The organism is Alkalibacter saccharofermentans DSM 14828 (assembly GCF_900128885.1).
Lineage (GTDB): Bacteria > Bacillota > Clostridia > Eubacteriales > Alkalibacteraceae > Alkalibacter > Alkalibacter saccharofermentans.
Genome location: NZ_FQTU01000001.1, coordinates 17,792 through 40,632, shown reverse-complemented (window position 1 = coordinate 40,632; position 22,841 = coordinate 17,792). Strand labels below are relative to the sequence as shown.

At 39.6% G+C, this 22,841-nt stretch carries 22 protein-coding genes; all 22 read right to left on the bottom strand.

Translation table 11 applies throughout. The features are described 5' to 3' along the window. Position 1: 1 nt before the first annotated feature. A complete protein-coding gene (gene der / locus BUB93_RS00205; protein ID WP_073269053.1) occupies positions 2-1,324 on the bottom strand; it encodes a ribosome biogenesis GTPase Der in 1,323 nt (440 codons plus the stop codon). A 16-nt stretch (positions 1,325-1,340) separates the two neighbouring features. Then, entirely contained in the window at positions 1,341-2,648 is a 1,308-nt protein-coding gene (locus BUB93_RS00200; RefSeq protein ID WP_073269052.1) for a DUF512 domain-containing protein, read from the bottom strand. A gap of 116 nt (positions 2,649-2,764) precedes the next feature. Then, positions 2,765-3,448 (bottom strand): phosphate signaling complex protein PhoU, encoded by a 684-nt coding sequence (gene phoU / locus BUB93_RS00195; protein WP_200789365.1) that lies wholly within the window; start codon positions 3,446-3,448, stop codon positions 2,765-2,767. Between the two features lie 33 nt (positions 3,449-3,481). Continuing rightward, entirely contained in the window at positions 3,482-5,251 is a 1,770-nt protein-coding gene (gene pnpS, locus BUB93_RS00190) for a two-component system histidine kinase PnpS (RefSeq protein WP_073269051.1), read from the bottom strand. Positions 5,252-5,261: 10 nt separating this feature from the next. Beyond that, positions 5,262-5,951, bottom strand: a complete 690-nt coding sequence (locus BUB93_RS00185) for a response regulator transcription factor (protein WP_073269050.1) — start codon at positions 5,949-5,951, stop codon at positions 5,262-5,264. Between the two features lie 152 nt (positions 5,952-6,103). Then, the gene (locus BUB93_RS00180) at positions 6,104-6,538 is read right to left on the bottom strand and encodes a SoxR reducing system RseC family protein (RefSeq protein WP_073269049.1); all 435 of its coding nucleotides are present in this window, start codon (positions 6,536-6,538) and stop codon (positions 6,104-6,106) included. 13 nt (positions 6,539-6,551) lie between these two features. Continuing rightward, positions 6,552-6,812, bottom strand: coding sequence for a metal-sensitive transcriptional regulator (locus BUB93_RS00175; protein ID WP_073269048.1), 261 nt, complete (start codon positions 6,810-6,812; stop codon positions 6,552-6,554). 12 nt (positions 6,813-6,824) lie between these two features. Beyond that, entirely contained in the window at positions 6,825-8,597 is a 1,773-nt protein-coding gene (aspS, locus tag BUB93_RS00170) for an aspartate--tRNA ligase (protein WP_073269047.1), read from the bottom strand. A 308-nt stretch (positions 8,598-8,905) separates the two neighbouring features. Further along, complete coding sequence (gene hemZ / locus BUB93_RS00165) at positions 8,906-10,369, bottom strand: coproporphyrinogen dehydrogenase HemZ (RefSeq protein WP_073269046.1); 1,464 nt, start codon at positions 10,367-10,369, stop codon at positions 8,906-8,908. A 4-nt stretch (positions 10,370-10,373) separates the two neighbouring features. Then, positions 10,374-10,988: an MBL fold metallo-hydrolase gene (locus tag BUB93_RS00160; protein ID WP_073269045.1), complete on the bottom strand. Its 615-nt coding sequence runs from the start codon at positions 10,986-10,988 to the stop codon at positions 10,374-10,376. 11 nt (positions 10,989-10,999) lie between these two features. After that, positions 11,000-11,449: a D-aminoacyl-tRNA deacylase gene (gene dtd, locus BUB93_RS00155; RefSeq protein WP_073269044.1), complete on the bottom strand. Its 450-nt coding sequence runs from the start codon at positions 11,447-11,449 to the stop codon at positions 11,000-11,002. Positions 11,450-11,460: 11 nt separating this feature from the next. Further along, positions 11,461-13,626 (bottom strand): RelA/SpoT family protein, encoded by a 2,166-nt coding sequence (locus BUB93_RS00150; protein WP_073269043.1) that lies wholly within the window; start codon positions 13,624-13,626, stop codon positions 11,461-11,463. Positions 13,627-13,693: 67 nt separating this feature from the next. Further along, positions 13,694-14,212 (bottom strand): adenine phosphoribosyltransferase, encoded by a 519-nt coding sequence (locus BUB93_RS00145; RefSeq protein WP_073269042.1) that lies wholly within the window; start codon positions 14,210-14,212, stop codon positions 13,694-13,696. A gap of 69 nt (positions 14,213-14,281) precedes the next feature. Further along, complete coding sequence (recJ, locus tag BUB93_RS00140) at positions 14,282-16,018, bottom strand: single-stranded-DNA-specific exonuclease RecJ (RefSeq protein WP_073269041.1); 1,737 nt, start codon at positions 16,016-16,018, stop codon at positions 14,282-14,284. A gap of 55 nt (positions 16,019-16,073) precedes the next feature. Continuing rightward, entirely contained in the window at positions 16,074-16,442 is a 369-nt protein-coding gene (locus tag BUB93_RS00135) for a LapA family protein (protein ID WP_073269040.1), read from the bottom strand. Positions 16,443-16,461: 19 nt separating this feature from the next. Further along, positions 16,462-17,340, bottom strand: a complete 879-nt coding sequence (secF, locus tag BUB93_RS00130; protein WP_073269039.1) for a protein translocase subunit SecF — start codon at positions 17,338-17,340, stop codon at positions 16,462-16,464. Positions 17,341-17,354: 14 nt separating this feature from the next. Continuing rightward, positions 17,355-18,602, bottom strand: coding sequence for a protein translocase subunit SecD (secD, locus tag BUB93_RS00125; protein ID WP_073269038.1), 1,248 nt, complete (start codon positions 18,600-18,602; stop codon positions 17,355-17,357). A 74-nt stretch (positions 18,603-18,676) separates the two neighbouring features. Then, complete coding sequence (gene scfB, locus BUB93_RS00120) at positions 18,677-20,017, bottom strand: thioether cross-link-forming SCIFF peptide maturase (RefSeq protein WP_073269037.1); 1,341 nt, start codon at positions 20,015-20,017, stop codon at positions 18,677-18,679. A 113-nt stretch (positions 20,018-20,130) separates the two neighbouring features. Next, the gene (scfA, locus tag BUB93_RS00115) at positions 20,131-20,274 is read right to left on the bottom strand and encodes a six-cysteine ranthipeptide SCIFF (protein ID WP_073269036.1); all 144 of its coding nucleotides are present in this window, start codon (positions 20,272-20,274) and stop codon (positions 20,131-20,133) included. A 54-nt stretch (positions 20,275-20,328) separates the two neighbouring features. Continuing rightward, complete coding sequence (yajC, locus tag BUB93_RS00110; RefSeq protein ID WP_073269035.1) at positions 20,329-20,625, bottom strand: preprotein translocase subunit YajC; 297 nt, start codon at positions 20,623-20,625, stop codon at positions 20,329-20,331. Positions 20,626-20,680: 55 nt separating this feature from the next. Next, complete coding sequence (gene tgt, locus BUB93_RS00105; RefSeq protein WP_073269034.1) at positions 20,681-21,796, bottom strand: tRNA guanosine(34) transglycosylase Tgt; 1,116 nt, start codon at positions 21,794-21,796, stop codon at positions 20,681-20,683. Positions 21,797-21,812: 16 nt separating this feature from the next. Further along, positions 21,813-22,835, bottom strand: coding sequence for a tRNA preQ1(34) S-adenosylmethionine ribosyltransferase-isomerase QueA (queA, locus tag BUB93_RS00100; RefSeq protein ID WP_073269033.1), 1,023 nt, complete (start codon positions 22,833-22,835; stop codon positions 21,813-21,815). Positions 22,836-22,841 lie beyond the last annotated feature (6 nt).

Here is a 22,841-nt window from a genome sequence, read left to right as displayed (position 1 = left end):
TCTACGATTTGTCCTTTTTCTCTCTAGCAATCAACCTTATAGGAGTACCTACAAAACCGAATGCGTTCCTGATTTGGTTTTCCAAAAAGCGTTCATACGAAAAGTGCAACAGCCCCTTGTCATTTACAAATATTATAAAAGTTGGCGGTTTGACTGCTCCCTGAGTAGCATAATAAATCTTAAGCCTTCGACCTTTGTCTGAAGGGGGTTGATTCATCAACACAGCCTCACCAATAACCTCATTAAGGGTTCCAGTTGTGACTCTCTTTGAATACTCGTTGGATACCAATAAGACGGTCTCCATAATCTTGTTGACTCTTTGTCCGGTCAATGCGGAAATAAATATTATAGGTGCATAAGGCATGAATGAAAGTGTGTTTCGAATGTCCTTTTCGAACTTTTTCACGCTGCCCTGGTCTTTTTCGTATATATCCCATTTATTTACTACTATGATAGAAGCTTTTCCTCTGTTGTGGGCAATTCCTGCAATCTTTGCATCTTGTTCGCTAATCCCGGTATTTGCATCTATTACAATCATGCAAACGTCGGCTCTATCCACCGCAGCTACAGCTCTTACGATGCTGTATCTTTCTATATCATCATATATTTTGCTCTTTCTTCTTAGACCTGCAGTATCTATCAAGACATACTCTTCTCCAAAGTACTTGAATGTAGAGTCGATTGCATCTCTGGTAGTTCCCGCTACTTCGCTGACTATTACCCGGTCTTCTCCCAAGAGTCTGTTGACGATGCTTGATTTACCCGCATTGGGCTTTCCAAGCACAGCAATCTTCAACCTGGTATCCTCTTCTTGAGATACAAGAGATGAATCAAAACTTTCAACAATCCGGTCAAGAAAATCCCCCAGGCCCAAACCCTGTTCTGCAGATATCGCCATCGGGTCACCAATTCCCAAGTTATAAAACTCGTAAATATTCTTTTCTATATCCTTATTTTCGATTTTATTTACAGCTAAAACAACGGGTCTGTTGGACTTTCTTATCATATTGGCAACTTCAAGATCCGAAGCAGTCATACCTTCCCTTCCATCAACTAGCAGCACTATTACATCTGCTGTATCTATTGCTAATTGCGCCTGTCTTCTCATCTGAAGAAGTATGATATCACTGGAGTAAGGCTCAATACCACCTGTATCTATCAATGTAAATTGCTTTCCAACCCATTCGCAATCAGCATAAATCCTGTCTCTCGTTACGCCAGGGGTATCCTCCACAATAGAAATTCTCGATCCTGCTATTTTATTAAATAATGTCGACTTCCCTACATTAGGCCTTCCAACAACTGCCACAACCGGCTTTGCCATTGAGCCACCTCCTCTATTATTCCATCAATTTTTCTATAAATTTTCTTCCGTCAATTTTTACGGAAAACATCTCAACGTTTAAAACCTCTTTTGCATCGGTAAGGGTTACATCATCCAAAAATATTTCTTCATCCTGCTTTAGCATGTTTTCAGGTATCAAAACCACAGAATGGCAATCTGACACTTTCAACTGAGCTAAAAGATCCTTCCCTGTCACAAGACCAGTTACAGTAATTTTTTCACCAAAGAAATCATTTTTGATCATATGAACTCTTACTTCCAGTCCAGGTACTTTTTCCATGATCCTTTGTGTCAATTCCACCATATGTGGATAAGCAAGTTCTGCTGTGACAACGGATATCTTCTTTGTCTTTTCCTGGTCTATATCCAGGTCATTCAACGCTGTTATGAACTGTTCTTTAAACAAGCTCAGCATCCCAACCCCGTTTTCAAGCTGGGTGAACTCTTCATAATACACAGGCTGCGGCAAATCAGCTCCAGCCCGCAAAAAAAACTCGTCACTGGGAAAAACAAATCCAGTGTTCCACGTCTCAATCATGGTTTTACGGGTTTCTTCTATTGTTTCCAAAACAGTTTTGCATTCTTCCACCGTAAACTGTCTCAAATTCGATAGCTTTTCTCTATATCTAGTTATTCCAACAGGAACTACGGAAACGGTCTGCACTTGTGGAAAGAACCCAGAAAGGTCCTTTAACGTCTTCTTGAGATTTTCACCGTCATTTATTTCAGGGCAAAGCACTATTTGAGCATTCATAGTCATTCCATAGGATGCAAATTTCTCAATAAGCTCTAAAATTCTTCCCGCATTTTTGTTGTTGAGCATCTCTCTTCTCAGCTCGGGATCTGTTGTATGAACAGAAATGTTTATCGGTTGGATCCTGTAATCTATGATCCTCTGGATTTCTTCATCTTTCATATTAGTCAGGGTAACATAATTTCCATGCATAAACGAAAGCCTCGTATCGTCATCCTTGAAGTACAGGGTGCTTCTCATCCCTTTCGGAAGCTGGTCTATAAAGCAGAATACGCACTTGTTGTTGCAGCTCTTGGGTTCATCTAAAAGCCCTTTTTCAAAAACTATACCCAAAGCTTCATCCATATCTTTCTCGATTTCAAGCTCCCACACTTCTCCTGAGGCCTTCTTGATCTCGATTATTATCTCCTCGTCGTTGATCAAGTAATAATATTCAAATATGTCTTTTGGCAATTTACCGTTAATGGAAAGAAGGGTATCTCCCTTCTCTATATCCATTTCCTCAGCTATGCTGTTATGTTCTATATCGGAAATTTTTATCTCTTTCATCGTTCCACCCTGTTTATGAATTCTTTATGTATATTATCATTACAAAACTTGCGGGTCAAGTTTTATATTGACCCGCTACGAAAACGAAGCGCCATGAAGGCGCTCCGTAGTTTGTGCTATTTGCTTTTTTTCACGCCTTCCAGATCCTTGAAATCCCTGTACTCACCGGTAACTATATAATGAACCGATTCAAATATGTTAGTGCCATGATCTCCTACCCTCTCCAGATAAGAGGCTACGAAGGTAAACCTGGAAGCTTGTTTGATATTTGCGGTATCTTCAATCATATAGTTCAGCAGGTCTCTATAAATTTTCCTAAACAAGCTGTCGATTTGATTCTCTTTCTCTATCATTGCATCTAATTTAGATATATCTTGGTTCACATATGAGTCGATGCTGATTTTCACTGCCTCCAGTGCTATTTCGGACAGCTTTGGGATATCAATAAGAGGCTTGATATATTCCTCTTTCATCAAATCCAAGGTGGTCTCTGCTATGTTTACCGCATGATCAGCTATTCTTTCCAAATTAGTCAATATCTTAAAGGCAGATGCTACTGTCCTCAAGTCTGTTGCCACCGGCTGTTGTGTTGCTATTATTTTTATGCAGAGTTCCTGCAGCATCACTTCTTTTTCATCGACATCGTCATCCCTGTCAATTACCTTTCGTGCCAACTCATCGTCCTTGTTTATCAATGAGCTAATAGAGTCTCTGAGCATTTCTTCAACTATGGAGCTCATTATAAGTATTTCCTGATGAAGCTTATCCAATCTCTCGTCAAATTTGTATCTTTGTATCATCGCGATTTATCTATCCTTTCAATGTTAAATTCTTTATTTACAAGTGGTGTCCAATAGAACTGTGAAAGTGGTGCCTTCCCCAACCTTGCTGTCAACTTTTATCGATGCTCCTTGAGATTGGACTATGTGTTTTACTATCGCAAGGCCCAATCCGGTTCCACCTTCTTTTCTTGCTCTTCCCTTGTCCACTCTATAAAATCTTTCAAAAATTCTGTGGATGTCCTTTTCCGGGATTCCAATTCCCTTGTCTGAAACCGTCAGTTTAACTCTGTCCCCACTCCAGCATGTCTTTATGGTTATCTCACCGCCATCATTGCTGTATTTAATGGCATTGCTAAGTAAATTAATGGTCATCTGCCTGAAGTAATCTTTGTTAAAACAGATCATCGGCAAATCATCTTGCATATCAACTTTTAGAACTATTCTTTTTTCTCTGCAAGCCATATCCAACATGTATATGACCTTTTCAATCTCTTTTTTAATTTCTATCCGCTCTTTTGGTATAGTCTTCAAATTATTGTCGTTGTCTAAAAATGATAATGTCAAAATGTCTTCCACAAGCTCAATCAGCCTATCTGTTTCCATGTTTATTATTTCATAGAAGTGATTTCTGACATCATCGTCTTCAATCCCTCCATCCTTAAGCGTCTCAATGAATCCTTTTATAGATGTGATCGGCGTCTTAAGTTCGTGGCTCACATTTGCTACAAATTCTTTTCGCAAGTTTTCGAGTTTCCTAATCTTGCTTACGTCCTGAAGAACTATGATATAGCCATGAACCAGATTTTGATCCTTGATCTTGCTGATGGTGACCCTGAAGATTCTGTCCCCTATGTTAGTTTCCATGAATTTTATATCTTCCATGTCACTGCTTTTTATCACTTCTTCAACTTTTTGATAAATGGCGGTAACTCTCAATGCCTCCAGCAGGTTTTTGTCCAACAGATTTCTCTCTTTAGGGATCCCTAGCATCTCGTATGCGCTCTTATTGATTATTTTAATCCTATATTTCTTGTCTATTGCTATTATTCCATTCACAATATTGATCAATATGCTCTCAAGCTCGGCATTTCTATCTGATAGCTGATTAAACGAACTCTGTAGCGCATCTGCCATGTCATTTAATGATTCAGTTAGATCTCCTATTTCATCCTTTCTAAACCAGGTCATCCTCTCGAGATAATTTCCCTTAGCTATCTTCTGTGCAAACATGGTTATTTGCTTTATCGGGGTTAGAAAGTAAGAAATCAAATATTTTGAAAACACAGCTGCGATTGCAAAGCTCAGCAGGATATAGATAGCCGTATCCTTAAGGCTCTGATAAAATATATTTTCTGTTAGACTGAGCTTCATTGATACTCTGAGCACCACCTCATCACCTTCCTGAAGCTTGAAGCCTTTTGCTACGTACATCATATCAGCACCAACTGAATCGCTGTATCTTATAGATCTTTTAATTTCACCCATGCTATTGATGGCTTCTGCGATCTCAGGTCTCATGTTGTGATTATCCATTCCTCCTGCATCTCTGTCGGTATCATATGCCACGTTACCCTCGCTATCGATCAAGGTAATCCTATATCCACTGTTTGACACGGTATTTTTTATCATCGTATTGTCATCAGCATTTACATAGTCTTCCTTAGTGGCGATAGTCTCCTCTATGGCGCCCAAAGATCTTGCCAACCCGTCTTCAACAAAATCATAATACAGAGATTTAGTATTGTGATACGTGAAAAAACCAGTCAGCGACAATGTAAAAAACAATATCGCCAAGGTGGATAAAAATATTTTTTTGCTCATCAATTCACCTCTAGTCTCTAAATCTGTACCCTACTCCCCTTACTGTCTCAATATAAATCGGGTTTGTGTCATCTTCTTCAATCTTTTGACGCAAGTGCCTTATGTGGACGTCCACAGTCCTAGTTTCCCCTATATAGTCGTAGCCCCAAATTGTATCTAATAGGAAATTTCTATTCAGTACCTTTCCCTTGTTTTTTATCAACAGTGCCAACAGCTCGTATTCTTTTAAGGTCAAACTTAACAGCTCGCCTTTTTTATATACCTTGAATGCATCTTGGTGGACTTCAAGGTCATCAAACTTGATGATGCTTTCATCTGCCTCATCGCTAGAAATCCGTCTTAGCACGGCTTTAATCCTGGCGATAAGCTCCTTTATGCTAAAGGGTTTTGTCAGGTAGTCGTCAGCACCGATCTCAAGACCTAAAACCTTATCAAATTCGGTTTCCCTGGCAGTTAGTATTATCACCGGGGTTTCTTTAAAATCCTTAGTTTCCCTCAATTCTCTAAGTATGGTCAAACCATCCTTGTTGGGAAGCATAAGATCTAGTATGACAAGATCCGGCTTTTTCTCTTCTATGAGAATTCCGGCTTCAGTTCCGTCCTGAGTGCCGAAAACATCATAACCGTTTTTTTCCAAGTTAAACTTGATAAGCTCATAAATATTGGCTTCGTCTTCGATTATTGCTATTTTCTTATTCATTGAAACCTCCTGGCGAGTTGTTGTTTTAATTATATTATAATTGTTTTATTCATTTGTTAAAATGATGTTAACAATAAAGTTTTAATTTATTTTTATTGAATTTAAAAAACAACAACCTTAAGCTACCCTCTGCTCAAGGTTGTTGTTAAATACTACATATCTTTATCCAGTATATTTGTGATCTGAGGTTCGAATCCTTTTGAAAACAGGCCTTTTTTTTCCGCCAATTTAATGACCGCATAGGTTGCTGTCGTCAATATCATCCCTGCTATAAATCCCGTCACAGGGTTTTCCGGAGTTCCCATAAATGAATTCACAGGATAATAACCTATTGCAGCGCCTGCAATAAACATCAAGAGGGGAAAGCCATAGGCTATCATAGAGGCTTGCATGACATTCACAAACTGCATCTCAACCTCTACTGCATCTCCCTCTTTTGCTCCTATTGCATTGTATGCTACAGTTTCCATAGTCATTTTTTCCTGACCGACTGCGCATGCACCGCAATCACCGCATGCTGCGTGCCTTTTAATCGTCACGCTTGCCTTGTTTCCCGATATCTGTTTTATAACACCTACTTCTTTCATTTCGACCACCTAGTTACTTTAAAAATTTTTTCATAAGATCCATCAGTTCCTCAATGTCCATCTCGTCTTTGCTTTCGATAATCCCTCTTAGACATTTTTTTGCATGGGTATCCAAAATTATTGCAGACGTGGAATCAAGCGCTGATTTAACAGCACTAAGCTGAATTAAAACCGACTTGCACTCCTCATCGTTTTCTATCATCTTTTGTATACCCCGGATTTGTCCCTCTATCCGATTTAATCTGATCAGGATGTTTTTTTTTGATTCATTCATAAAAACACCTTCTCATAGTTTTTTGAGAATCAATCCTAGTTCCTCAAGTCTTGCCTCTTCAGCCACATCCGGCGCCATTGTCATAGGGCAGCTATGATTTTGAGTTTTAGGAAATGCTATTACGTCTCTTATGTTGTCAGTACCTAAAATCTCCATGACTATCCTGTCAAGTCCATATGCTATTCCTCCGTGAGGTGGAGTTCCGTATTTAAATGACTCTAAAAGAAATCCGAAGTTTTCTGAGGCTTTCTCTTCACTAAAGCCCAATACCTTGAACAACTTTTCCTGCAGTTCGTTGTTGTGTATCCTTATGCTTCCGCCGCCGATTTCTGCACCGTTTAATACTATGTCATAAGCCCTTGCTCTTGCTTTTAGCGGATCTGTATCCAAAAGCTCAATATCCTCTGGCTTGGGGCTGGTAAACGGATGGTGTATTGCAACATATCTCTTTTCATCTTCGTCATATTCAAGAAGAGGAAAATCAGTTATCCATACAAATTCGTACTTGCCCTTAAGGTCTAGTTCAAGCTTTCTTGCGATTTCCAGACGCAGTTGCCCCAAGGCGTCCCACACGATGTTTTGCTTGTCTGCAACTATTAGAATAAGATCTCCCGGCTTAGCATCCGTTGCCACTAGTATATCATTGACTTCCTGATCTGTAAGAAATTTTTCTATCGGTGATTTTACTCCTTCATCAGTGACTTTAAGCCACGCCAGGCCTTTTGCCTTGTATATTTTAACAAAATCCACCAAGGCATCTATTTCACGTCTGCTGAATATGTCTCCACATCCCTCGGCATTGATGGCTCTTACATCTCCACCGTTTTTGATATTATCTGCAAACACTTTGAATTCGCTGTTTTCTACGGCCTTTTTTATGTCTTTAAGCTCTAGTCCAAATCTTAAGTCAGGTTTGTCTGAACCGAATCTATTCATCGCATCGACGTATGTCATTCTTTTCAATGGCAATGCTACGTCTACATCAAGCATCTCCTTGAAAAGGCCTGCTATCATCTTTTCATTGATGTTTATAACATCATCTTCGTCAACAAATGACATTTCGATATCAACCTGGGTGAATTCAGGTTGTCTGTCCTGCCTTAGATCCTCATCTCTAAAACATTTGACTATCTGATAATATCTATCAAATCCCGATACCATAAGTATTTGCTTGAACAACTGAGGCGATTGAGGCAATGCGAAGAAATTGCCTTTTTGTACTCTGCTTGGAACCAAAAAGCTCCTAGCCCCTTCAGGAGTGGGCTTTGTTAAAAAAGGTGTCTCTACTTCGACAAATTCACTGTCGTCCAAGAAATTTCTTATGTACTTGGCAACCTTGTGACGAGTTACCATGCTATTATGCATTTTATTTTTTCTTAGATCCAAATATCTGTATTTAAGCCTCACGCTCTCCTTTGAGGTATCGCTGTCGTCCACGTATATCGGGGGTGTCTTAGCAGAATCAAGAATTTTTACTTGCGAGCAAATCACCTCAATTGTCCCCGTAGAAATATTGTCATTATAGTTTGCAGGATCCCTTTTAACAACTTCACCTTCTGTCTGTATTACGTATTCATTTCTGAGACCGTCGGCAACCTTTAGTGCCTCTGCATCATTTTCCTCATTGAACACCAGTTGGACAACTCCTGTTCTGTCTCTCAAGTCAATAAATACAACGCCTCCTAGATCTCGTCTGTTTTGCACCCATCCGCAAAGCTTGACATTCTGTCCTATGTTTTTTTCTGTAATATCTGCGCACATTCCGCTTCTGTAATATGTTTTCATTTTTTCCTCCTGGTATTAAATTTTAAACTGTTAGAACACCAAGCGCCTTCCAGCACTCAAAATAAAAAGGCCCTCCCTGACTGTACTAGTCAGGGACGAGCCGTATATACCCGTGGTGCCACCCTGTTTGGTTAAAACCCACTTTTATCGATAACGCAAATTAGCGAACACGACTCCAAAGTGTTTTTTGAATGAATTTACACAGAAACGCTTCCAGTCTCGGCGCTTCCTCCCTGTTTGCATTAGACACTCTACTTGCTTTTTCATAGTCGCTTGATATGCAATTGTTTATAATTATAATTATTTCGTCAAAACATGTCAATATCATTTGCCAGACTTTTTATCTGTTTTAATTTTTCCGCTGCGATTTTTTTCACATCTCTTATATACAACTCGATGTTTTTTACAGTTTCCATTCTATCAAACCTATCAACGTCGGGATAATAGACTTTTCCGGTGGAACCTGCTCCAAGTCCAATTACGCTTCGCTTATCCGACATTATGGCCATGTTGTAAAACCCTTCGTGTCCAGCTTTTGAAAACCCTATATTTTCCCCATTGTTTGCTGTATATTTCTGTCTGTAGATGTAATAAGGGACGTATTGCCTGGATTTAAACATCCTATATATCTCATCAGCAGCTTTTTCTGTTTCTGATTCATCGAAAAAGCTTTCTTTGTGAATGGAACCTTTAAGATACGAAGATTTTTTTACCGACAGGCTGTGTACAGTGATATTTTCGGGTCCCAGTCCTAAAAGCTTTTCAGCGGTGCGTACCATGTCCGCTTCCGTTTCCCCCTCCAAGCCGATTATCATATCACAGTTAATGGTCTTAAAACCGAACTTTTTAACCAATTCATACGCTTTGTAGAACTCTTCGACGCTATGGCATCTTCCGATATTGCTTAATGTGGCATCAGTAAGCGATTGGGGATTTACAGATATTCTATCAACCCCGCTATCCTTGATTGCAGCCAGCTTATCCTCAGTTATCGTATCAGGCCTTCCCGCTTCAAATGTATACTCCAAAACACTATCAACAGGCATATGTTTTCGAATTGTTCCAAGTAGCCTTTCAATGGATCCAGCATCCAAGATTCCCGGTGTTCCACCTCCTATGTAGACGCTTTCTATGCAAGCTCCCGACTCTTTTAACCCGGTTCCTACAATGGATATTTCTTCAAGGAGCTTATCGAGGTAATTGGAAAGGACATCTGAATCAGCATTAGAATCTCTAGTGATAAATGAACAATAGCTGCACCTGGTGGGGCAGAAGGGAATATTGATGTACAGCTGCATTTTTTTTATGTCCAAGGGATATAGCTTTTTAATCTCAAGGCAGGCTATATCAATCAAATCACTGATTCGGCCTTCTTCCACCTTGTACTCCCTTCGAATCTCATCTATGACTTGCTTTTTGTTTTTACCTTCAATAAGCTTTCCATGAGCTATCCTAGCAGGCCTTATTCCTGTCATCGTTCCCCACTTGAGACTTTTTTCTGTAAATTCTGACAGCGTATCGTATAACAGGGTCTTTATCTGTCTTCTTTGAGCGTCTTTTACAATGACAATTTCTTTTTCAACCTTTTTGCCCATAAATTCAATTTTGGACTTTGCTTTCTTTCCTTCTCTGTTCACCGACAGGGTAATATCTGATTCGGTTGATAAGCCAATCTTCTTAATAGTATATTCAGGAAAAAACTGCATTGCCATTTCTCTTATATCGTTGGCATAAAAATCCCCATCAGTAATAATATAGAAGTATTTTGACATAATACTACTCAAAGTAAGGATTTGTGGCAACCTCATCTCCTATGGTGCCACTCTCTCCATGTCCCGGGTGGAATATAAAATCCGGATTCATGGTTTTCAATTTTCCCAGTGATTTTTTTATCACATCAAAACTGCCCCCCGGAAAATCCGTTCTTCCTATGGAGCCTTTAAAAAGCGTATCTCCTGTAAAGATCGCTTTATCATAGATTATGCAAATACATCCTGGGGTATGTCCTGGAGTATGAATTATTTTAAAGCTTAATTGACCTACTGTTAAGCTTTCGCCGTCTTTTATGCCCACTAATTTTTCTGTGCCTTCGAAGACAAAGCTGCTGCCGAAAAATCCAGATAGATTTAATTTCGGCTTTAAGAGCATCTGCATATCGTCTTCGTGGATATAAATATTGCAGCCGAATTCTTTATATAATTCATTTGCCGATGCAATATGGTCGTAATGACCATGGGTATATATTATCCCTTTCAGTTCGGCATGATTTTCTTGAAGCAGATCTCTAAAATATGCTATATCTCCAACCGGATCTACTAAAACCGACTCCTGTCCCTTTAATATAAAGTAACTGTTCGTAGTATAATTATTTGACATGATTTTTTTAATCATATGATCACCTGCTATATCGTTTTTTCGCTGTCCAGCATAATCGTTACTGGCCCGTCGTTGATTAAGGATATGTCCATATGGGCCTGAAATACACCCTGCTGAACACATATACCTGTTTTTTCAAATTCAGCAACAAATTTTTTGTATATTTCTTGTGCAGTATCCGGATTTGCTGCCTTTATAAAGCTAGGTCTTCTGCCCTTTCTGCAATCTCCATAAAGGGTAAATTGGGACACTATCATTATCTGACCCCCAGTATCTTTAAGGGACAGGTTCATTTTGCCTTCTTCATCTTCAAAAACCCTTAAGTTCACGACCTTGTCTTTTATATAGTCTATATCCTTTTGATTATCATCTTCTTTTATTCCAAGAAGAAGAAGAAGGCCTTTTTCAATATCTCCTACTATTTTCTCATCTACTTCCACGCTGCATTTCTTAACCCTTTGCACTACCGCTCTCATAAAGCCTCCTATTATATTCTGTAAATCGTTATGATCTCCGGAATTTTATTGAGCTTTTTAATCAGCTGATTAAGCTCCCGCGTACTCTTGACTTCAAAGGATACATTAAAATAAGCATAATCCTGATCAGTCTTTACGTTTAATGACACAATGCTGATATTTTGATCCGATATCACCGTAGTTACCCTAGTCAGTAGACCTTTTGCGTCTCGGGCTTTGATATTTATTTCTGAAACAAAGCTTGCAGTAGTATATTTTACCCATTCCACATCTATCAGCCTGCCTACATCGTCTGCATTTCTAATGTTGACGCAATCCGTTCTATGAACGCTTACTCCCCTACCTCTAGTTATGTAGCCTACGATTTTATCTCCAGGCACCGGATTACAGCATCTGGAAAATCTAACAGCCATATTTTTAAACCCTGACACCTTGACGGCTTTCTCCAGTTTGTCGTAGTCCGCACCTTTCTTGGGAGGTTTCTGCTCGATAGCTACTTCTTCGGTGATGGTAACCTCAGGTATTAGATTAAGTTCATTCTTAAAATGATTTTTAATCTTTTGGATGATAAAATTCGGCTTGATTCCTCCATATCCAATAGATGCGTACAAATCATCCACTGTGTTGTAGTTGGATTTGTTGGCGGCATATTCCAGATAATTGTGTTTTAAGATATTCGACTGCTGAAGACCCTGCCTCTTTACCTCTTTATCCAGCAAATCCTTGCCTTTTTGTATGTTTTCTTCTTTTTTATCCTTTTTAAAGTATTGCTTAATCTTGTTTCTAGCGTGTGAGCTCTTTACAATCTTAAGCCAGTCCCGGCTTGGTCCATGGGAATGTGATGCTGTAAGAACCTCTACTATGTCGCCGTTTTGCAAGGTATAGTTAAGGGGAACTATCTTCCCGTTGATTTTAGCTCCGATGCATCTATTGCCAATGTCGCTATGTATCCTATAGGCAAAATCCAATGGACATGAACCTTTGGGCAGCTCAATTACATCTCCTTTTGGCGTAAATACATAGACCTCGTCTGTAAACAGATCTACTTTTAGTGTCTCCATAAATTCGTTGGCATCCTGAAGCTCTCTTTGCCACTCCAGTATTTGCCTCAACCAGACAAGCTTTTCTTCAAAATTGTCGCTGTCTTCAATGCCCTCTTTATATTTCCAATGAGCTGCTATTCCAAATTCAGCCGTTCTGTGCATGTCCCATGTCCGGATTTGAATCTCAAATGGATCGCCTTTAGGCCCGATTACTGTGGTATGTAGGGACTGGTACATATTTGGCTTGGGCATCGCGATGTAATCTTTGAACCTTCCTGGTATGGGCTTCCACATGGTATGGGCGACACCTAAGACTCCATAACAATCCTTTATGCTGTTGACTACAACCCTTACGGCAATTAAGTCGTAAATTTCCTCAAAGCTCCTGTTCTGCTGATACATTTTTCTGTAAATGCTGTAGAAGTGTTTTGGTCGCCCCTGAATGTCAGCTTCTATGCCCACATCTGTAAGCTTTTCTCTAAGAATATCCATGACATCCTTGATATATTTTTCTCGAACCTCTCGTTTTTGAGCTACTTTGTTTACCAAATCATAATAACCGGGCTCATCCAAATACCTAAGAGCTATGTCTTCAAGCTCCCATTTTATCTTAGAAATCCCAAGACGATGGGCTATCGGGCTGTATATGTCCAACGTCTCCTGAGCCTTCGCTTTTTGCTTGTCTTCCGGCATGTACTTCAAGGTTCTCATGTTGTGTAGCCGGTCAGCAAGCTTGATCATAATGACGCGAATATCCTTCGCCATTGCTATGATCATCTTTCGCAGATTTTCAGCCTGTTGTTCTTCCTTTGACTTGAACTCGAGTTTGCTGATCTTGGTTACTCCATCCACAAGATCGGCAATTTCATCTCCAAAGACCTCTTTCATATCCTCAAAGGGATAACTTGTGTCCTCTATTACATCGTGCAATATTGCCGCAGTAATTGTAGGCACATCCAACTGAAGCTCAGCCAGTATCAGCGCAACTTCCATGGGGTGAATAATATAGTCTTCACCGGAGACTCTCTTTTGTCCTTCGTGGGCACCTACTGCTATTGCATGAGCTCTTTTTATGGTTTCGATATCTGCATCCTTGTTGTAGGACAGAACTTTTTCTATGAGCTTGTTTATCAATGTCTTTCACCACCTGATTTTATGAAGAGCTAAAACAATTCAAAGCTGACTTTAGTCAGCTTTAAATTTAATACGGGTATGATACAAGGGATTCCACCTTGTATTTATCCAGCTTGTCACGTCCTTTGAGCTCAGTGAGCTCGATTAATGTCATGATTCCTACGACCTCTCCTTCAAGCTGCTCTATTAGGTTTGCCGTAGACAGCAGCGTTCCCCCGGTTGCCAGCAGGTCATCGATTATAAGTACTCTCTGACCAGGTTGGATTGAATCTTCATGTATTTCCAAGGAATCTTTCCCATACTCCAACTCGTAATCTTGTGTCAGTTTGGCATGTGGAAGCTTCCCAGGCTTTCTTATTGGTATGAATCCTGCGTGTAGATTATAGGCAAGTGCGGTGCCAAAAATGAAACCCCTCGCTTCCGGACCTACCACCAAGTCTACTTTCAAATCCTTTGACAGATCCGTAAACATATCTATAGTTGCCTTTAAAGCTTCTTTATCCTTTAAAAGCGTAGTTATATCCTTGTAACTGATACCCTTTTCCGGAAAGTCCGGTATTGCCCTTATTTTTTCTTTCAAGTCCATTTTTATCCCACCTTGTATGAATTCGGTATTATTATTTTATCATTGATGAAGTACTTTTTATATAAAAAGTTATTTATAATCCTTTATTACGAATTGAAGGCTTGCATTCCCATTGTATATGTTTATATTCGCCTGATATGCAATATCCAGCCTTATTTGCGAATTACCCCCATTGAAGAATTTTTCAAGTTCTGATTCACCGAATTTATCTTTTACGTATATATCAAATTCATTTGTATAATTGAATAAAACACCTTTGTAACTATTTAAAAAATCATCTGCCAATTCAATAAGCAGAACATTTTTATTCGACCCTACTATTCTGCCCTTAGTGAATCTGAGAGCTTTATCTCCAAACACCGGAGAGGGGTTTGCTTTGCCAAAGGGCTGCATTAGCTCTATTTCTTCCACCAGACCTCTATTTGCAAATCGCAATGGAAGAAAAAGATCTAGTTTTACCTCCGGTAGAATTTCCTCTTCTCCTAGTGGAAATTCTTTATTTAAAGATTCCCTTAGCCTTTGAATGTTCTCTTCTTTCATCGCCAATCCCACAGCCATTGGATGTCCGCCGAACTTTTCCAACAGCCTGCGCTGCTTTGAAATTTCCATGAACATGTTGTAAGCTTCTATGGATCTTCCGGATCCTTTTACTCCTTCTTCTCCGTCAGCGAGCACCAGTGTCGGAAGGTGAAATTTCTCCTTGACCCTTCCTGCAACTATTCCGGCAATGCTTTCGTGCAGCTCCGGTTGATAAACCACCAAGACTTTATCTTCCCGAAGATTTGCATTTATCTCATCTACAGCCTTTAACACGCCCTCTTCAGTCTTTATCTTTCTATCTTCATTCAACAATTTCAACTTGGATGCAATTTTTCTGCCCTCATCCAAGTTTTTTGAATTAAAAAGTTTTATCGCAGATTTTGCAGTATCAAGACGTCCCGCAGCATTTAGACAGGGACCTAGCAAAAACCCCAAATCATAAGAAGAGAGTTTTTTTTCATTCAAGCCATTTACTTCTATTAGTGCTGCCAGCCCCGGGTTACTGGTTTTTTCCAATATCTCTAACCCTTTTTTTACTAGAAACCTATTTTCTCCCTGGAGGTCAACTATATCACAAACTGTCGCCAGGGCGACAAATTGGAGATATTTTTCAAGATCCTCTTGGCTTGCACCATGGCGTTTACCCAGTTCCTCCACCAATTTGTATGCAACTCCCGCTCCACAAAGGCTCTTGAAGGGATAAGAACAATCCTTTTGCTTTGGATTCAAAACCGCTTCGCATTGGGGAACTTCTCCTGATTCAATGGTCTCATGATGGTCTGTTATTATTACTGATATGCCATTTTCTCTCGCCAGATTTACACTTTCAAATGCGTTTATCCCATTGTCGCAGGTTATTATGGTATCTATGCCGTCTGATATGCAGCCTTCAACTATTCTGTTATTTAGGCCGTATCCGTCATTTACCCTGTCTGGAATATCCCAGTCTACTATTCCACCAAATTCCAATATTCCATTAACTAAAATATAGCTGCTTGAAATTCCGTCAACATCATAGTCTCCAACAATTCTTATCATTTTCTTTTTTAAAATCTTATCTTGCAACAGATCACAGGCCTTTTCCATATCCTTCATCAACAGTGGAGGCTTTTGCATATTTTTATTCGGATATAGAAATTCTGATGCGGATTCCACAGTGTCAAAACCCCTGTTGATCAATAAATTGCAAAAGGCCTTCGACTTGTGCAAGTCTGCGGCCATATTGTCAATATTTCCTTTTTTGTTTTTAAGTATCCATTTTTTCATAGTGGTTCCACCTGCGTCTTATTGGTTGTTTTTGTAATAAAGCGAAGAGATAAAATCAATTTATCTCTTCGCCGTTGTCAGTATCATCTTGATTGTTTTTAATGGATTCCTCTGAAGATTCTTCTTCATGCAAGCAGTCTGCAGCTATCGACTCGCTATCTGATCTGCAATTTTTCAAATCTGATTCCAATATAGAGATTCTTTTTTTAAGTGCTTTTGCGTCTTTTGAATGTTTAAGCTTGCTGTAGAAGTTAAAAAGTCCTAAAATCGCTGCTCCAAAGGCAACTGAAACTAGTATAACAAGCGCGAGAGAGGCTTGTCCATGGAAGGTAAAGAACTTGACGTCGACGGGTTGTGCGTTTTGAAGCGCAAAAATAGTAACCAGTATTGCAAAAACAATCGATACTATAAATCCTGCCTGCATAAAAATCACCCTTTTCGAATTATTTTACTTTTATATCTGTTCTTCGTCTCTCTTTAACCATGTACCAAAATGAGCTTGCTATAAATATTGAAGAATATGTGCCGCTCACGAAACCTACTATCATAGGCAGCGTGAAATCCTTTATTGATTGAACCCCTACGAAATAAAGGGCTGAAATCGCGAGAATCGTCGTAAGTGATGTGTTTATAGATCTTCTCAAGGTCTGGTGTATGCTATTGTCAACCAGGTTTACGAAGTCATTTCTCTTGTACTTGCTTCTATTCTCCCTTATTCTGTCAAATACTACTATAGTATCATTTATTGAATAACCTAAAATCGTAAGTATGGCCGCTATAAAAGGCGTATTGACCTGAATGCCAAATAGAGCGTAAACGCCAAGTACTATAATTACGTCGTGCACCAAGGCAATAATCGCTGCGATTCCAAATAAGAACTCAAATCTAAAAGTTATGTAGACAAGCATTCCTAAAATTGCCACTCCTACTGCTAGCAGAGCCTGGGATTTCAACTCATTACCTATGGTTGCGCTAACATTGTCTATAGATAAAACCTCTGTTTCGCTTCCATACTTTTCCGTAAGGTCATCGATCAGCTGCGCTCTTTGATCCTCTTCCATATCAACCCTAGTACTTATAATCATTTGATGCCTGTCTTCACCCGCATATGTAATATCAGCGCTTTCATCGAATTTATCGGTGAATTCCCTTACATCTCCAGTCTCAAATTCTTGATTTAAGTCTACTTGTACAATAGTCCCTCCAATAAAATCTATACCCAAATTCAGACCGTTGAAAAGCAATGCACCTACGCTGATAATTAAAAGCACGGCGGAGAGCATGAAAAATTTATTGTGATTTTTTGTTATATTTACCTTCATTCAAGCACCCTCCTTTACGCCCCGTACATTTTTTTGTTGTTTACCAGTGAAGTATTTATAAACAATTTTAAAATCCGTTTAGTTATAAGCAACGTCGTAAACAAGCTTAACCCGATACCGATCATAAGAGTCACTGCAAAACCTCTTACTGAACCACTGCCAAGGGCAAACAACACCACACCCGCGATTAAAGTCGTGACGTTTGAATCTATTATTGTGGTAAAACCTCTTCTGAAACCGGCATCTAGCGCTGGCATCAAGGACTTGCCAAGCCTTAATTCTTCTCTTATTCGTTCAAATATAATTACATTTGCATCAACTGCCATGCCGATGGACAGGATTATTCCGGCTATTCCCGGCAAAGTGAGAGTGAAACCTATCAATGCCGCAGTTAGGAGGAACAAAAGGATATAGATTCCCAGTGAAACGCAGGCCACAAAGCCAGGGGCCCTATAATAGAGCAACATGAACGCAAGAACCAAAGCAATTCCTATCATGCCGCCCATAACGCTTTTATCAAAGGAATCCTGTCCAAGGGTCGGACCGATAGAACGGATTTCCACGGGGTCAAGCTGAACAGGCAGTGCACCTGCTCTAATAAGCATAGCCAAGTTTCCTGCTTCTTCGATATTTCTCATTCCTTGAATAACAGCTTCACCATCTGAAATAACACTATTGACCACTGGTGCCGAAATAACTTCGCCGTCCAGTCTTATCTCGATTACTTGGCCTAAATACTCTTCCGTCGCCTGGGCAAACGCCTGGGTGCCTTCAGAGTTCAATTTAAGTGAAACCACCGCTTCTTCAATGCCCAGGTTGTTTGTTTGATAAATAGCGTTTGAATCCTCAACATGGGCACCGGTAATCACAACTTCGCCTTCAGGACTTAAAAATTCCAGTTGAGCTGTCTTTCCTATAATTTCTAAAGCCTGTTGTTGATCTTGTATGTCCGGTATCGATACCCGGATCCTTTTATCTCCTTGTCTTGCTATAACAGGTTCTGATACTCCCAATCCATCGATCCTCTGTCTGATCGTAGCAATTGCCCTGTTTATTTTATCATCTGTCACAGGGTCATCCTCGCTGTCCTGTGCTTCCAGCACCACATAAACCCCCCCGGTTAAATCAAGGCCGTAATTGATAGCCTCCTTAACAGGAAGAACACGGTAGGTTCCTATCGAAAGTCCATTAAGAAGAACCCAGCCTGCGGATATAACAAGAAGCAGCAATACTGCCAGCTTAATTCTGCTTTTGCTTTTCATATTTGTCCTCCAATCGTAAACGATAATTAATTATATATCTTTTATTTTTAGCCGTCAATTTCAACAATGTTAAATTATCTGTTTTGCTGAGCTACTTTTATCATTATGGCGCATTCGATGCGTTTTTTCTCCAATTCGCATCCTATTTCATATGGTATTGAAATATCATCATTGAAGTTGTGCGCATTAGCGAAACATCCACCACCGCAGTAGTACTTTGCCCAGCAATCCTTACAGGTTTTCTTGTCAGTAAGATTGACTTCTTCAAATTTTTTTCTGATTTTTTGATCGATTATGCCTGTATCAAGATTGCCAAGAATGAATTCTTCTTTTCCTACAAACTGGTGACATGGGTATACCTCCCCAGTTGGAGTTACCGCTACGTAATCAGTTCCTGCACCACACCCTGATACCCTTTTATAAGCACACGGCCCTGCATGGAGGTCTATGTTGAAATGAAAAAAATTGAACCCTTTATTTTCTCCGGAATATCTTAGATACTCATCTGCCAGTTTTTCATATTCTTTTTTTAGCACAGAAATATCCTCTTCTCCTAGAGCATAATAGTTCTCCGGCGTCGCTACGACTGGTTCTACAGAAATGCTTGGGAATCCTTTATCAGCTAAATCCAGAACATCTTTTGAAAAGTCGAGGTTGTTCTTGGTAAATGTTCCTCTGATATAATGATCCTTGGCACCTCTTTTTTCAGACATTTTTTTGATTTTTTCTATAATGTGTTTGTATGTGCCCTCATCGTTTAGCGTTTTTCGCATTTTATCGTTTGTTTCTTCTCTGCCGTCTATGCTAAGAACTATATTCGCCATATTAGCGTCCAGATAATCCATTATATCTTCATTTAACAAAAGACCGTTTGTTGTCATGGTGAATCTAAACATCTTTCCTGACTCTGTTTCTTTACCTCTGGCGTACTCCACCAAGGCTTTCACCACTTCGAGATTCATCAATGGCTCTCCACCGAAAAAATCAACTTCAAGGTGTCTTCTATTACCTGAATTTTGAATTAAAAAATCTATGGCTTTTTTTCCGGTCTCCAGGTCCATAAGTCCCTTCTCACCTTCGAAGCTCCCCTCCGAGGCAAAACAATATCCGCACCTCATGTTACAGTCATGGGAAACGTGAAGGCACATTGCTTTTACATCGTGGTTTTTCATCAAATCTTCTTCCAGGACTATATCGTCGCTGAAAAGGATTCCTTGGTTTTTCAAGTTATCAATTTCTCCCCAAGCCTCATCCAGGTCGAATTCAGGGTACTTGCCCTTTAAGCTGATGATCGCTTTGTCTTTATCGGGGAAATAATCCAATAAATCGTAGGTAGGTTCATCTATTTCAAATACCGAGCCGGAATTGATATCCAGCAGTATATGATATCCGTTTAATTCATATTTATGTATCACTATATCCTCCTGTTAGCAAACAAGCGCCCAATGGCGCACATTATATTTGATATTAATTAAATTTAAAAATACATATAATAAGCAGTAAATATAAAAATATTTACTGCCTGGTTTTACTGCTCGTTATTTTCACATTTTTGATTTCCTACTGTACACGAGGTTTTGCAGGCAGATTGGCAGGATGTCTGGCATTCGCCACAGCCTTTTCCCTCAACTTTGTTCAACTCTCCCAAATTGATAACTTTAATGTGTTTCATTGTATCACCCCCGCCTCTCAATATTCTATTTTCAGGTTTTCGGGATTTTAATGTTTATTCAGACCTGTCAATATCTTCTTCAGTCTTGTTTAAAACATCTGCTACAGCTGCTCTGGTAATTTGAACCTTGATATTGTCAGGTTTAAGCTCAACAGTCAAAACGTCATCTTTGAAGGCTATGATTTTTCCGTAAAACCCTCCTATAGTAACGATTTTGTCTCCTTTTCTAAGCTCATTTCTCATGCTTTGAATTTTCTTTTGTTGTTTGCTTTGCGGTCTAATGACAAAAAAGTAGAAGAATCCAAAAACCGCAATAATCGGCAAGAATGAAAGTAATTCCTGTAAGTTCATAAAGTCAATGCTCCCCTTTCATATTATTGATTATTATTATAGCATTATTACCTGTCTAATATCTATATTTATTGAAAAATTCATCCTTGTAATCAGCAAGCCTGTCTTCTAAAATCGCTTTTCTGATATTTCCCATAGTTTTAAGTGTAAAATGCAAATTATGAGATGACAATAGCCTTAGCCCAAGTATCTCATTAGCCTTGATCAAATGCCTCAAATAGGCTTTAGTGAAATTTTTACATGTATAGCAGTCACATTCCGGGTCAAGGGGAGAAAAATCCATCTCGTATTTTGCGTTTTTTATGACTACTTTACCGCTGCTTGTCATTGCAGTTCCATTTCTTGCTATTCTAGTTTGCAAAACGCAGTCAAACATGTCAATGCCCCGCAAGACACCCTCAAAAAGGGCATCGATGCTGCCCACTCCCATAAGGTATCTGGCTTTGTCTTCCGGCAAGTGAGGCACTACAGCATCTAGGGCCTTGTACATCAGTTCTTTAGGCTCTCCTACGCTCAGTCCTCCAATCGCGTAGCCGGGAAATCCAATCTTTACGGTTTCCTTGGCGCTTTCCACCCTTAAATCGTCGTACATTCCACCTTGAACTATACCGAACAATGCCTGGTTTTGGGTATTGGTATGAGCATCCTTGCAACGTTGTGCCCATCTTAAGGTTCGCTCCATGGATTTTTTTGCATACTGATAGTCAGCCGGATATGGAGTACACTCATCAAATGCCATGATTATGTCAGAGCCCAATATATTTTGAATCTTTATTGCATCCTCCGGTGAAATGAAATGCTTAGATCCATCCAGATGACTTCTGAAGGTTACGCCTTCCTCTTCAATTCTTCTCAAGTCCCCTAAACTAAAAACCTGATATCCTCCGCTGTCTGTAAGTATAGGCATATCCCAGTTCATGAATTTATGCAGACCACCCGCTTTTTTTATTACCTCTGTTCCCGGTCTAATGTAAAGGTGGTATGTATTAGAAAGTATGACTTGAGCTCCTGTGCTTTTTATGTCTTCAGGAGTCAGGCTCTTTACAGTTGCTTGAGTTCCAACAGGCATGAATATAGGCGTTTCTATTATTCCATGGGGTGTGTGCAGTCTTCCCAGCCTCGCTCCTGTTTGCTTGCATGTCTTTATGTGCTCGTATCTAACAGCCATTATAGTCCTCCAGTTAATTTTATATAATAATCATGCTATCGCCAAAACTAAAAAACCTGTATTTTTCTTCAACAGCTTTTTTATAAGCACCCATTATCAAATCCTTTTGCGCAAAAGCTGATACCAGCATCAAAAGAGTGGATTCAGGCAGATGGAAATTCGTAATCATTCCATCGACAGCCTGAAAATCATGGGGAGGATAAATGAAAATATCCGTCCATCCGCTGCATGATTTCAAGGGAAATCCTCTTTGGGCTACAGTTTCCAAAGTCCTTACCGATGTGGTGCCCACGGCTATTATCCTACCCCCATTATCCCTTGTATGGTTTAGCATCTCAGCAGTCTTTTCATCGATGGAATAATACTCGGAGTGCATTTTGTGCTTTGTTACGTCATCCACTTTCACGGGTCTAAAGGTTCCGATCCCGACATGGAGAGTTATATATGCTATGTTGACACCCTTCTTCTTAATCTTCTCCAATAGCTCTCCAGTAAAATGAAGACCTGCAGTTGGTGCAGCTGCCGAGCCAACCTCTTTCGAATAGACAGTCTGATATCGTTCCTTGTCGGATAACGTCTCCTTAATGTAAGGTGGCAGAGGCATATGTCCCAATTTATCCAAAATATTTTCAAATATCCCTTCATATTGAAACCTTATTATTCTTAACCCATCTTCCTTTATAGATACAACTTCTCCCTGCAAGACATCTTCAAAAACCAGCACATCCCCTAGCTTGGCTTTTTTCCCGGGCTTTACCATGGTTTCCCATTCATCTTTTTCGGTTCTTTTAAGAAGCAGTATCTCAACCACTCCTTCTCTGTCTTTATTTTTTCCGTAAAGCCTCGCGGGCATCACCCTTGTGTTATTTAGCACAAGGGTGTCACCTGCTTTTAGATGGTGGGTAACATCAAAAAAATTCTTATGATGAATGTCTCCGGTATTCCTGTCTATGACCATCAGTCTTGAGGCGTCTCTTTTTTCTATCGGATGCTGGGCTATGAGCTCCTGTGGCAATTCAAAATTAAAATCTCTTGTTTTCATACGCTC